Origin of the sequence: Pseudoxanthomonas sp. UTMC 1351 (genome assembly GCF_040948865.1) — a bacterium.
Taxonomy (GTDB): Bacteria; Pseudomonadota; Gammaproteobacteria; order Xanthomonadales; family Xanthomonadaceae; genus Pseudoxanthomonas_A.
Genome location: NZ_JAVGJT010000017.1, coordinates 56,738 through 69,171, shown reverse-complemented (window position 1 = coordinate 69,171; position 12,434 = coordinate 56,738). Strand labels below are relative to the sequence as shown.

The window sequence follows — 12,434 nt, the reverse complement described above, 5'->3', positions numbered from 1 at the left end:
AGCTGCATTTCTGCGGCATCTATCTGCACGTCCCGTGCATGCCGGGGCTGTCGGCGACCGCTTGCTGAGGACGTGAACTCATGACCCCACGCAGCAAGCCCCCGAACCAAACGGGAGCGCCCGTCGATATCGCCCGGCGCAGATTCACCATCAGGGACGTCGCCGAACGCGCCGAGGTTTCGCTGAAGACGGTGTCCCGGGTGATCAACAACGAACCATCGGTGGCGGAGGCGACGCGCGCGCGGGTGACGCAGGCCATCGCCGAGCTCGATTACGAGCCCGATCCGGCGGCGCGAAACCTGCGCAACGGCATGTCGTTCGTGATCGGCCTTGTCTACGACAACCCCAACCCGCATCACATCATTGCGATGCAGAAGGGCGTGCTGGCCGCTTGCCGCGAGACCGGTTACGGCCTGCAGATCCAACCGGTCGACTCGACTTCGCCATCACTGGCCGACGAACTGGTCGAATTCGTACAGCGCTCCCGCCTGGCCGGGCTGGTGCTGACCGCGCCGATGTCCGAGCGCAAGGACCTGGTCGACACGTTGGCCGAGCGTGGCATCGCACTGGTGCGGATCATCGCCGCGACCGAGGAGCCGGACGACGGCCTGCCGTGTGTCTACGTCGATGATCGTGGCGCCGCTTACGAAATCACCGAGCATCTGATCCAGCTTGGCCATCAGCGCATCGGCTTTCTATGGGGCGGACCGCAGCACCGTTCCAGCGGCGAGCGTTATGCCGGCTACGAAAAAGCACTGGAGGACTACGGCATCGACGTCGACAAGCAGTTGGTGGTGCCCGGTGATTTCACTTTCGACGACGGCTTTCGTGGCGCGCGGCAGCTGCTCGGGTTGCAGGAGCCGCCCACCGCGATCTTCGGCAGCAACGACGAAATCGCCGCCGGCGTGCTGGCCGCGGCCAAGTCCGCAGGCGTCGACGTACCATATGCGCTTTCCATTGCCGGTTTCGAGGACAGTCCGTTCTCGCGCCAATCGTGGCCGCCATTGACCACCGCCAAGCAGGCCACCGACGACATCGCCCGGCAGGCCACCCGCCTGCTGATCGCCGGTTTGCGCCAGCCGGCCTATGGCAGCAACTCCACACCGCCCCGCAACCAAGGTTTTTTGCCGCAACTGGTGGTGCGCGGATCGACCGCACCGCTGCGCCCGCGTTCGTAGGGCGGGCGTAGGATGCGGTAAGCCGCAGGCGTACCGCATCGTTCGTACAGTGTTATGGAGGAAGGTTCCGTGCTCCGCAGGCGCGACCGATGCGGTTCGCTTTGCTCACCGCATCCTATTGGTCTGATCGATCGGCGACTTGAAATGAAGTGCTCGCACAACGATGCTCGACTTCATGCGAAGGAGCCTCCGTCATGCAATGCCTCGATAACCTGCTGCTCAACACCGACAGCTACAAAGCCAGCCATTGGCTGCAGTATCCGCCGGGAACCGATGCCACCTTTTTCTATGTTGAATCACGTGGTGGCACCTACGACCGCACTGTCTTCTTCGGGCTTCAGGCGATCCTGAAGGAATACCTGGCCAAGCCGATCACCCATGCCGACGTCAATGAGGCGCGTGATCTGTTCGCGGCCCATGGCGAGCCGTTCAATGAGTCGGGCTGGCGCTACATCGTCGATCATCACGGCGGTTTGTTGCCGATCCGCATCCGTGCTGTGCCTGAGGGAACGGTGGTGCCCACGCACAACGCGCTGATGACCATCGAGTCGACCGACCCGCAGGCCTACTGGGTTCCGTCCTACCTGGAAACCATGCTGCTGCGCATCTGGTATCCGGTGACCGTCGCCACGACCAGCTGGCATGCCAAGCAGACCATCCGCCAGTTCCTGGAACGCACAAGCGACGATCCAGAAGGGCAGTTGCCGTTCAAGCTGCACGACTTTGGCAGCCGTGGCGTTTCCAGCGTGGAATCAGCCGCCATCGGCGGTGCCGCGCACCTGGTCAACTTCCTGGGCACCGACACGGTGTCGGGCCTGCAAGTGGCCAAGGCCTACTACCACGAGCCGATGGCTGGCTACTCCATCCCCGCTGCCGAACACAGCACCATCACCAGCTGGGGCCGCGAGAACGAGGTGCAGGCCTACCGCAATATGTTGAAACAGTTCGCCAAGCCCGGTTCGATCGTCGCGGTGGTGTCGGACAGTTACGACATCTACCACGCCATCCGCGAGCACTGGGGCAAGACGCTGAAGCAGGAAGTCATCGACTCCGGCGCCACCGTCGTGATCCGCCCCGACTCGGGCGACCCGGTCGCTGTGGTGCATCAGTGCCTGGAGCTGCTAGATGAAGCCTTCGGCCACACCGTCAATGGCAAGGGCTACAAGGTGCTCAACCACGTGCGTGTGATCCAGGGCGACGGCATCAACCCGACCAGCATCCGCGCCATCCTCGAGCGCATCACCAGCGCCGGCTATGCCACCGACAACGTGGCGTTCGGCATGGGAGGCGCGCTGCTGCAGCGGCTGGATCGCGATACGCAGAAGTTCGCACTCAAGTGCTCAGCGGTCCGTATCAACGGGCAATGGATTGATGTCTACAAAGATCCGGTGACGGATAAGGACAAGCAGAGTAAACGCGGCCGCATGACGCTGCTGCGACACCGCGAGTACGGCACTTTTCGTACCGTGCCGGTGCCAACCGACGCCGAATCGTTGGCACAGGTCGACAAGCCGATCGGTTTCGACGACGCGATGGTGACGATTTGGGAGGACGGCAAGATCCTCCACGACGACACCTTCGCCGACATCCGCGCCCGCGCTAACGCTGTCCGCCTCTAGGCCGTTGCGATGGATTCGCCTGCCTATATCGTCTATGTAGGATGCGGTGAGCAACGCGAACCGCATCGATCGCGAATGGTCGAAGCAGGGAAACATCTCCTCACCATCAACTCGCGAGCGATGCGACGCGCCTGCGGCTTGCCACATCCTATGATTCCCATTCGGCGGGCTTGAGCCCGCCCTATGGGAGCAGCTGCGGAGCTCAAGCTTTGGTACTTTGACGACTCACCGTTCCGCCCAGCCCAAGCCGTCGGGAGAGCCGTCCGGATGCGATCCCCACTGCAGGCGATTGACCTCACCTGGACAGTTCTGGCGCTGTCGATAGTGGGTCAATGTGCCGCCGCCCGTGGTGAGCTCGGTCCGATCGCAACTCGGGTACGAATCGCGGAACGCAAGCGCGCCGGAAGATCCCAAGGCGGTGATGGCGGCGGCATGTTGGAAAGAAATTCTGGGTGGCTGTGCCCGGCTCACAGACATGGCCCATGACTACGCACTGATGGCGCCGCTCCGTGCCGAAGTAAACAGTGCAGCCGCGAAGGCGAGAGTTGCCAATGCGAAGGTGACCATGGGTGGAGGGAGCTGCAGCACGGTAACCGAAAGTGCGAGAAGGACCATCGATGCGACGAGGCCCACAACGCAGGCTGGGCGCGCCCTGACGGCGGTATCCGTCGTCAGGCGAGCGATCAGGAGGAACAAGACACCAGCCAGCGCGATCGATGTACCCATCGCCAGGCTGAAGCCCATGGTCAGCTGGTAGTAGTCGCTATGCATGCCGAGAAACTCAAAGGATAGGTTGTGCAGAGCGGTGCGAACCGGTTCCTTGGCTGCGGATGGGAACAGGCGCGATAAAAGGTCGAACAGATTGTGTGTGATGCCGGTAATGATCCATAACCAAGCGCCAGTACGGTAGAAGCGAAAAACCATAAAGTAATCTCCGTTTGATCACTGCGCGCCGGCGCGACCTTGTAGCGCCGGCGATCGAGGAACTTCTTTGGAGGCGCTGACCAGCATGCAGCCGCCGCGTCACCGCGTTCCCATCGCACCTTCATTGAAGAACTCAAGCACATCCGCGAACTCGTCCGCCAACGAAAGATCGCCGTCATCCACCCAACGCATCAGCGCGGAGAAGTAGAGAAAATGCAGATAGTGTGCGAGCCTCGGGGCTGATGCGTCCTGGCGGATTTCGCCATCCTGTTGCCCGCGTTCGATGAGCATCGTGTAGGCCGTCACCAGGCTGGAAGTCGGCTCTTCGCCTCGCGGCACCTGCCCGACACCTTGGAACCGGTAACGAATGTATGGCGCAAGGTAGCGACGGTGTTGTTCCCACCAGGCGGCCGATGCTTCCAGCAGCGTGGCAACCCGGCCATTGAAGCTGTTCTTGCGCATCACTTCTACCACCAATGGTGCGAGATCGATTTTGAGTTGTGCATGCATCCAGTGCGCCAGCACTGCTTCCTTCACGGCGAAGTGGTTGTAGAGCGTGCCTCGCGCAACGTCGGCGGCTGTCGCGATGTGATCCATGGTGACCGCGTCATAGCCGTGCGTTTCGAACAGGTCGAAAGCTACTTTGGCGATGCGGTCGCGGGTCTGTTGCCGCTTGCGCTCCTGCCGAGTGACAGACGGCATGCTTGTTTCTCAAAATTGAACAATGTACATTGTTGAACATTGTTCAATAATGGTCAAGCGCAGAGGAATCACGCGCCCCGACAGTACCCAGGGAATCTCAAGGAATGTCCAGCAGCGACAAATCCCCAGCGGTGGTCATGGGAGCCGGTTTGGCCGGGCTTAGTGCCGCACTTCACCTGGCGCGGTCGGGGCGGCGGGTCACTGTGCTTGAAGCGTCCGATGCCATTGGCGGTTGCTGTTCGACCCGCACCATGGATGGATATACGTTCAACAATGGCGCGCTGTACGTTGCAGTGCCTTCTTTGCTGAGGGCAGCGTTCGGTCGGTTGGGGATCGACTTCGATAGCGAAGTGTCGCTGGTTTCCATCGCGAACCCCCAGCGCACCGTTCTCGACAATGGCACTACGGTTCATCTCTCAAGCGTGGACGGATCCTATGTGGAGGGCGTCAATGCACGGGAAAGGACCTTCAAGCTGCGAGAAGAGCTCGCCAGATTGAGGAAGCGCTGGAGCCCGATCTATCAGACTCTTGTCCATGACGTCTTGCCTGCAGAACCCTCATTGCCACGTGTGCTGGGCCGGCTATGGAAATACCTGCCGCATATGCGCGGCAGTGTCGAGCGATTGATATCCGCTCACTTCCGGGACCCCGATGTGCAAGCCGCAGTCGCGTCGACGCTGCTCTATACCGGCACGGCACCGGCGCGCTTGCCGGCCACTCAGATCATCGGCTTCATGGCGTTGATGGAAGAAGGATTTCATCTGCCGCGCGGCGGCATGGGGGTGATTCCCGCGGCGCTCTATCGGGCGGCAAGAAAGCATTCCGTGCTGATCCGTTGCGGCGCACAGGTCAGCGGATTGCGGGTGTCCAACCGGCAATTACGCGGCGTTGAACTGTCGACAGGCGAAGTGATCGAATCGAACCAGGTCGTCGCGACCTGTTCCGGGTTTGAACTGGCGATGCGACTGTTGCCTGAAGATGCGGTGCCTGCATCACTTCTGAAGCGCGTACGTCATTCACCGTTGTCGCATCGGGCCATAGCGATACAGATAGGCTGCCAAGGCGTCGGCAATGATGCCTTCATCGTCAACCATGTTCCGGAGATGTCCGAGCAAGGACGAATGCATGCGGCAGCGCTCGGCATCCCGCGATGGCTGGCCTATACGAATCCAACCGCGACCATTCCGGAGCTCGCCCCGGAAAATAAAGGCGTCATCGAATTCTTTGCGCCCGTAAGTGGCATCGTGTCGGCATCGGACTGGACCGATGCGATGACGGAGCAGGCTGTGGCAAACCACATCGGAGGGCTCAAACAGAAGCTCCCCGCCTTGTTGATCGACACAGTGCGTGTGATTGACCCGAATGCCTTCGCCAGAGATCGACATCTCTACGAGGGTGCGCTATATGGGATCGCGCCTGGTGCCGCTCCGGGTCAATTCTTCTCTCATCGGACGCATATCAACGGCCTGTATCTAGCCGGCCAAACCACATTTCCCGGCTATGGCGTGCCGTCGGCGATGCTGTCCGGCATCCAGGCGTCCGATGCGTTGCTGCGCGATTCGGGCAAATCATAAAACAAACCCACCAAGGGCCCGCCATGTCGCACAAACCGCACCATGTTGCTACCGTACCGCTTCCACCCGAATCCCGCGTCACCACCCTGTATGCGACGGTCAACCTTGCGGACGCGTATTCGATAGAACTCCCAAGCGGGACGTCGAAGGATCCTGAAGTGCTGGCGAGATTCATTTTCTCGCAGCTTCCGCCCTGGATGTTCGGCCTCATGAAAATCCGGGACATGGTGGTGGCAGGTGTAGGTCTGAAGACCACGAAGCATCTCAAGGCTGTCGATGCCAAGAACAACGAGAATCGCGTTGGAATATTCAAGATCTATGGCAAGGAAGCGGCAGAGCTGATTCTTGGCGAGGACGACAAACACCTCGATTTCAGGCTTTCCGTACTGCACTCGGAGGCTGCACCGCCATCAGGCAAGCAACGTCTTACCTTGTCGACCGTCGTGCATTGCCACAATCGTATGGGCCGCCTGTACATCTTCATTATTGCGCCGTTTCATCGACTTCTCGTCCAATCCAGCATGCGTCATGCTTCCCGTAGGGGTTGGCCCCAGGCTGCTTAGGCTAACGGCATCGAGATGCGAGCGTGTGCAGCGACTTCGACGAACGGCAGGATCATAGGGCGGGCTCAAGCCCGCCGGATGGATTTCAATGCTCAATGAAGGCGGGCTTGAACGCGCCTTACCAGCTATGCCGGAATCCTGCCTGGATGGTCCAATGCTGCTTCGTCTCCGCGCCGGTGGTGCCAGCCGCCTCCAGGAACAACCCGGTACGCCCGTTGCCCAGGACGATGTCGCCGCCTACCAACAGCTCGCCCTCGGTGCCTTTTCGGTCGAGCGACTCCGGGACGATGCTGCCCCCGTCCCGGGATGCGGTGATGTCCACGTTGTCGCCAAGGTAGTGCAGCGCTGATGCCCGCGCATAAACATTGCCGTTGAGCCGCTCCCCGTGCAGCGCCTTGCCGAAGGTAACGCCCGCCCGTGCGAATGAAGTATCGAGCCTGTCCTGATCAATCTGCACACCATTGCTGGTGGTGTGCTTGTTGCCGCGGATCGCACTGGCGGACAGTGCGAGTTGGGGTTCGATGTAATAGGCGTTCGCAAGCTTGAATGTGCGGCCAGCTTCAACATAGACCTGGCCCGCTTCAGTCCGATACTCGCCGGCGATCGCGCGGCCTTCGGAGTCGGTTGCCCTGTATCGGTTCTTCAACGATGAAGCATTGGCGCCGAGCAGCATATAGGCGCCGTTGCCTGCGCTCCACTGGCCGTAAAACCCCAGCGTGGTTCCCGTCAGATCGCCTCGGCCCTGAGTGTAATCGGCCGTCGAGTGGATCTTTCCGGCGGTGAAGCCTAGCGAACCCGACGCGGAATCCAGCACGAAGCTGCGGTCCGCACCGACCGTCACGCTGCTGTAGTCCTGGCGATAGCGGCGGGAATACGCGGTTCTCGCGGTGAGTTCGCCGGTGGTGGCTTTCGCCCAGACGTTGGACTGATCCGCGTCTGCTTCGCGCATCTGATTGCGCAGGTGTTGCAATGAAGTTTGCCCGCTGATCTTCCACAGATTCATGACGCTATCCGCGGCGTCGGCTGCGGTTAGTACTGTTTGCGACGGCAGGATGCCTGCACCTGTGTCCGTGCCAGTGCCAGTTCCAGGATTGGTGCCAGGATCGGTGCCGGTTCCAGAGCCAGGATTGGTGCCAGGATCGGTGCCGGTTCCGGTGCCAGGGTTAGTACCGGGATCGGTGCCAGTTCCGGTACCAGGATTTGTACCAGGATCAGTGCCGGTGCCAGTACCAGGATTGGTGCCAGGATCAGTCCCCGTGCCGCCTGTACCGCCGGTTCCCACGACATTGATGCCGGCCAGCACTATCTTCTTTCGGTCAGCAGTCAAGGCCACCTGCGGCACATAGGTGAATTGCACAAGGGCGTTTTCGTAGGTACCGCTCCATTGACCATTCACGCCCGCCGCCGCCGAGAACGTAGCGGTACCGCCTGCGGCCGCGCTGGCATCAACGATGTCGATGGGCGAAGTGGCAGTGATCGATTTTCCGTCGCGGATCGCTGCGGCGTTGACCCACGAAGTGTCGTCCAGCACGGGGTCGTAGACGATCTGAACTCTTTGAGTGCCGGTTGCGGAGAAATTCTTGATCCCGCTGCCGAACACGATCTGGTCGGCGGTGGCTGCACCCGACTTGCCGGTGATATCGCTGAGCAGCTTGAACGTCGCGCCGTCGGCGAGCGCTACGGTCGCGCCTGTGATGCTATTGCTGCTATCGACGATCACGCGGCGATAGCCATGCCCCGGCACGGCGCCTGGGACGAAACTGCCCCAGTAGCCCGCCATGTCGATCGCGCCATTGCCGCCGAGCGTCAGCGAACCCGACCCGAAATCGTTGTTCAGCGTACCGGTGCCCTGTGGCACCCACGCCGCGCCATTGGAAAACGCCAGGTCGGCCTTGCCGACGGTGTAGCCGGCATCGGTCTGATGGCCGCCGATCAGGCCGCGCAGCCACGAGTCGGCGGTGTCGAAGTTGATGTCGACCGAACCGGTACGGCCGTTGACCGCATCGGACGCGGTCAGGATGTCGCCGTCGAGCTGCACCCTTTGCCCGCCGGTCTGGTTGACGGTGACGCTGGCGTCCTGGATGTCGATCGGCACGCTCCAGATCGAATACGCAGCGCCGGTGCCGCCAGCGATGGTCGACACGGTCAGGCCGCCGGCGACGTTGACAGTGCCGAAGTTGCGGATGCCGTACACGTCAACATCAGCACAATTCGGGTGGTTGGGCGGGTTGCAAACGTTGGCGACGGTGAACGACACCGGCGCGGTGGGCGAGGTGAAGTCGATGAGGCCGCTGTTGACGGTGCCGTAGGTTTCCGTTTCCGAGGCGACGTCGACATTGACGGCGCCGTTGAACGTCATCACCGCACCGGGCGAGCGGTCGTTGCTGAGGCCGGAGGGCTTGCCGAACGGCGTGTAGCCGTTTTCCGGCCCCTCGCTGCGTACGCGCACGTCGACATCGCCGTTCCAGGTCATCCGCGCCCGCCAATGCGTGTTGGCGATCCCGTGCGTGGAGCGCGGCCCCTGGACATTGACCGTGGTGTCGCCGGTGACTTCCATGTTCCCCTGGTTGCGCACGCCGAACGCGGTCGAGCCCATCGCGACCGTGGTCAGCGACAGGTCGCCGTTCACCGTGAGCCGGCTGCCGACGCCGTCGTTGTAGATGGCATGGGCGTTATCGCTGGGCCAGATCGACAGCGCCGAGATGGTGGTGTCGCCGTTGAAGGTGATGCGGCCATCGAAGCTGTAGACCGCGTCGAGCGTGCCGCGGCTCTCGGCCAGGATCGTGGTCGGGCCGTTGAAGATGATGGTGCTGGTTCTATCGGCCCAGACCGCACGCGCATGGCCCTGCGTACGGGCGTGGATGTCGGTGGCGCCGTTGAAGATCGTGGTGCTGCGGCCGCGTCCAATCACCCCTTGCGCACCGTTACCCCGGACCATGCCGAAATCCAGGTCGTCGGCGTTGGTGGAGATCCTGGTGTTGCCGTTGACGGTGACCGTATTGCCGTCGTTGAGGATGCCGACCGCGCTGCCCACGGTGCTGCTCTCGCCGCGGATCGCCGACAGATCCAGCCAGCCATCGCCGGCCACGTCGATCACCACCGGCGGGTTGCCGCTGGTGATCGACATTGCCCGCACGTCGCCGTCGACGCCTTCCAGCGCCACGCTGTCGCCGTTGGCGAGGCGGTAATGCAGCGTGCTGTCCTGTTCGACGATGTCGTAGCCAGGATTGTAATTACCCGTGCCGCCAGTCCTGTCATTGCCAGCAACGCCGGTGATCGCATCCTTGTAGTCGGTCGCCTGCACCGCGGCAGGCCGCGCCACCACCCCGGCCACCAAGGCCGTGACGATGGAGAAAGAAAGCGTCTTGAGGCGTCGCTGGGCGAGGGCGCGCTCGGCCTCTTCGCGCGCGTTATCGACGATCGACTGCTGCCATAGCGGCGGTAGCTGCGAAATATCTTCGTTGCCGCCCAAGGCGGAGCGCGAGAAAGGCATGGATTTCCTTGATTGTGTTCAAAACGGGTGCGAGCACGCGATCCGCGCGCGATCAATCGAAGCGGGAGCACTCCCCGGAATGCTTAAGCGCACTTCCCCTCATCCTGACCTGCGCCGGATGGCGAGCAAAAACCTGGGCGAGCGGTCCTGCAGACCGCAACAGATGTCCTAGCCTGGCCCGGACCACGGTAGCGACGCATGCATCCTAGGCGCAGAACTCATGCAGGGCGGCTGGAATGTGCTCATTGTTCGAACGACGGCACACTTTGGTCTGCACCGGAGTCACTGATGGGCGAGCGCCGCGACAGTGCAGGACCGGTCAACGACCATCCAGGAGCGCTGCAGAAAAATCATGTAGGAGCGTCGTCTCGGCGCGAGCTCTTCGCTTTCATCGCGATCTGACGGAAAGAGCTCGCGGCGAGACGCCGCTCCTACCGTGTTTTATCAGTCGATGAACTGCGGTGAATGCGGCAGCGATTTTACGGAATCGACGGAATGTTGAATCACAAGCTTCGCGGGGCGGTTGCGCAGAATGAGTTCGATCCGCTCCATGGATGCCAACGTGTCGGCCCGGCTCACATTGAAGACCGGCATCCGCCGTTGCTGCCGGTTCTCTTCGCTGTGGTACAGGTCGCCTGAGAGAAGCACGGCGCCGTGCCTTGGCAGCTGCACCAGCAAGACCTGATGGCCAGGCGTGTGTCCGGGTGCGGCCAGGATGCGGACGGAGCCGTCGCCGAACACATCGTGATCCCCTTCGATCAGCACAGTCCTATCCGCAGGACGCGCGGCGATCAACGCGGCGTTCGTACGCGGCGGAGCGGGTTTGGAGTCGATCCAGGCCAACTCCTTCGCATTTACCACCCAGGTGGCGTTTCCCAGTTTGTGGGCATTGCCCAGATGGTCGGGGTGGCCGTGGGAGAACGCGAAGTAGTCGATATCGGCGAACCCAATCCCCAACTCGCGGAGTTGGCTCTCCACTGTGTTGGGCACGACGGCGCGGTAGTTGGGCAGCGCGACGCCAGCGGAGTCCGCCGCGTACTTGTCGCCCAGGCCTGCTTCCCAGAGCATGTCGCCTTTCGGGTGCCGGATGAGAAAGCACGGGGTCATCAGCGTTCCGGGATGCCCGTCATAATCGCCCGTATCCGAAAACGGCCCGAGATCCTTGAACTCGGCCCGGCCGCAATCCATAACGTAGAGACGAAGCTGCGGACTCGGCGACGGAGCTGCGACCGCAACGTCAAAACTTAAAGCGAGAGCGGCTATCAATCCGATCAGTGGGCGCATGGGTAACTCGAAGTCATTGATTAGGAATGGAGCTCGTGCACAGGCGGTAAGCCTTGCGCAAGCGAGTGGAGTCGGGCGCGGCACATGTCCGTTTCCCGGTGGGCGAAACGGTAGAAACGGAAGACACGCATTACAACGGCGTCGGCGGGTAACACTTATGAGTAAAACGTATGAATAACGGTCTGCTCGAACACATCGAGGCATTCGTCGCCATCGCGGAATCCGGCAGTGTCACGGCCGCGTCGATCGCAATGGGTACGACACAGGCCACGCTCAGCCGGCAACTTGCCGCGCTTGAGAAGCATCTGGGCTGCCGCCTGCTTCATCGCTCCACGCGTGCGATCAGTCTCACGCAAGAGGGCGAAACCTACCTGCAGCACGCATTGCGCATGCTCGAACTCAAGCGCGCGAGCGAGTCCGCATTGCAGGAGCGTGGAAGGCTTCGCGGTCGGTTGCGGATTGCGTGCTCGAATGGCTTTGGCCGCAAGCTGCTGATTCCGGCGCTTCGCGATTGGCAGAAGGAACATCCGCAGCTTTCAATGGAACTGGTGCTATCCGATCAACTATCGCAGCTGATCGAGGATCGCGTCGACGTCGCATTTCGCATGGCGTCGCTCAAGGATTCCAACCTCATCGCCAGGCCCATCGGGATCTCGCGGCGCATCGTGGTGGCTTCGCCCGATTACATCCGGCGGGATGGTCGAATCAAAGCGCCAGAAGATTTACCGGGGCATCAGTGCCTCATATTCACCGGCACCGAGCGCCCGGGTGTGTGGGACTTCAAAGGGCCTAATGGCAAAGTAAGTGTGCGAGTGCAAGGCCGCTTGGCGCTGTCCACGGTCGATGCACTTCAGGATGCTGTGCTTGCCGGATTGGGTGTGGCGGTGATGCCGGCCTGGTTCTGGACGCGGGAGCTGCTTGATGGTCAGGTGGTTCAGCTGTTGCCGGATTATCGGTTGGCTGATCATACGATTCATGCGGTTACCGCGGCTCGGCAGAACGCAGCCAGCAAGGTGCGGTTGTTTGTGGATTTTGTTGAGGAGAGGTTGAAGGGTTTTCTGGGATGAAAGTGGTTGCGGGGTGGCGCTAGGTTTTTT

At 61.5% G+C, this 12,434-nt stretch carries 9 protein-coding genes; 5 read left to right on the top strand and 4 right to left on the bottom strand.

Translation table 11 applies throughout. From position 1 onward, the window contains the following. The first annotated feature begins 80 nt into the window (after positions 1-80). Positions 81-1,178 carry a LacI family DNA-binding transcriptional regulator gene (locus AB6O04_RS12505; RefSeq protein ID WP_368564310.1) on the top strand — a complete coding sequence of 366 codons (1,098 nt, stop codon included), beginning with the start codon at positions 81-83 and terminating at the stop codon, positions 1,176-1,178. A gap of 194 nt (positions 1,179-1,372) precedes the next feature. After that, on the top strand, positions 1,373-2,797 hold the full coding sequence (locus tag AB6O04_RS12500) for a nicotinate phosphoribosyltransferase (protein WP_368564309.1): 1,425 nt from the start codon (positions 1,373-1,375) through the stop codon (positions 2,795-2,797). Between the two features lie 486 nt (positions 2,798-3,283). Here AB6O04_RS12500 and AB6O04_RS12495 read toward each other — a convergent pair whose 3' ends face one another. Together AB6O04_RS12495 and AB6O04_RS12490 are read right to left on the bottom strand one after the other, a co-directional pair. Beyond that, complete coding sequence (locus AB6O04_RS12495; RefSeq protein WP_368564308.1) at positions 3,284-3,721, bottom strand: hypothetical protein; 438 nt, start codon at positions 3,719-3,721, stop codon at positions 3,284-3,286. Positions 3,722-3,820: 99 nt separating this feature from the next. After that, complete coding sequence (locus AB6O04_RS12490) at positions 3,821-4,423, bottom strand: TetR/AcrR family transcriptional regulator (RefSeq protein WP_368564306.1); 603 nt, start codon at positions 4,421-4,423, stop codon at positions 3,821-3,823. 104 nt (positions 4,424-4,527) lie between these two features. Here AB6O04_RS12490 and AB6O04_RS12485 point away from each other — a divergent pair, with 104 nt between their 5' ends. Both AB6O04_RS12485 and AB6O04_RS12480 read left to right on the top strand, forming a co-directional pair. Continuing rightward, the gene (locus tag AB6O04_RS12485) at positions 4,528-5,997 is read left to right on the top strand and encodes a phytoene desaturase family protein (protein ID WP_368564305.1); all 1,470 of its coding nucleotides are present in this window, start codon (positions 4,528-4,530) and stop codon (positions 5,995-5,997) included. 23 nt (positions 5,998-6,020) lie between these two features. Next, positions 6,021-6,560, top strand: coding sequence for a DUF2867 domain-containing protein (locus tag AB6O04_RS12480; protein WP_368564304.1), 540 nt, complete (start codon positions 6,021-6,023; stop codon positions 6,558-6,560). Between the two features lie 118 nt (positions 6,561-6,678). On the opposite strand, the gene AB6O04_RS12475 is transcribed toward AB6O04_RS12480, so the two are convergent. Next, the gene (locus AB6O04_RS12475) at positions 6,679-10,053 is read right to left on the bottom strand and encodes an autotransporter outer membrane beta-barrel domain-containing protein (protein ID WP_368564303.1); all 3,375 of its coding nucleotides are present in this window, start codon (positions 10,051-10,053) and stop codon (positions 6,679-6,681) included. Between the two features lie 444 nt (positions 10,054-10,497). Further along, on the bottom strand, positions 10,498-11,337 hold the full coding sequence (locus AB6O04_RS12470; RefSeq protein WP_368564302.1) for an N-acyl homoserine lactonase family protein: 840 nt from the start codon (positions 11,335-11,337) through the stop codon (positions 10,498-10,500). 170 nt (positions 11,338-11,507) lie between these two features. Here AB6O04_RS12470 and AB6O04_RS12465 point away from each other — a divergent pair, with 170 nt between their 5' ends. Then, positions 11,508-12,404 (top strand): LysR substrate-binding domain-containing protein, encoded by an 897-nt coding sequence (locus tag AB6O04_RS12465; RefSeq protein WP_368564301.1) that lies wholly within the window; start codon positions 11,508-11,510, stop codon positions 12,402-12,404. Positions 12,405-12,434: the final 30 nt, after the last annotated feature.

Coding starts and splice junctions, on each gene's coding strand:
- AB6O04_RS12485 (WP_368564305.1), top strand. CDS start 4,528: ATGTCCAGCAGCGACAAATCCCCAGCGGTGGTCATGGGAGCCGGTTTG.
- AB6O04_RS12465 (WP_368564301.1), top strand. CDS start 11,508: ATGAATAACGGTCTGCTCGAACACATCGAGGCATTCGTCGCCATCGCG.
- AB6O04_RS12495 (WP_368564308.1), bottom strand. CDS start 3,721: ATGGTTTTTCGCTTCTACCGTACTGGCGCTTGGTTATGGATCATTACC.
- AB6O04_RS12475 (WP_368564303.1), bottom strand. CDS start 10,053: ATGCCTTTCTCGCGCTCCGCCTTGGGCGGCAACGAAGATATTTCGCAG.
- AB6O04_RS12505 (WP_368564310.1), top strand. CDS start 81: ATGACCCCACGCAGCAAGCCCCCGAACCAAACGGGAGCGCCCGTCGAT.
- AB6O04_RS12470 (WP_368564302.1), bottom strand. CDS start 11,337: ATGCGCCCACTGATCGGATTGATAGCCGCTCTCGCTTTAAGTTTTGAC.
- AB6O04_RS12480 (WP_368564304.1), top strand. CDS start 6,021: ATGTCGCACAAACCGCACCATGTTGCTACCGTACCGCTTCCACCCGAA.
- AB6O04_RS12500 (WP_368564309.1), top strand. CDS start 1,373: ATGCAATGCCTCGATAACCTGCTGCTCAACACCGACAGCTACAAAGCC.
- AB6O04_RS12490 (WP_368564306.1), bottom strand. CDS start 4,423: ATGCCGTCTGTCACTCGGCAGGAGCGCAAGCGGCAACAGACCCGCGAC.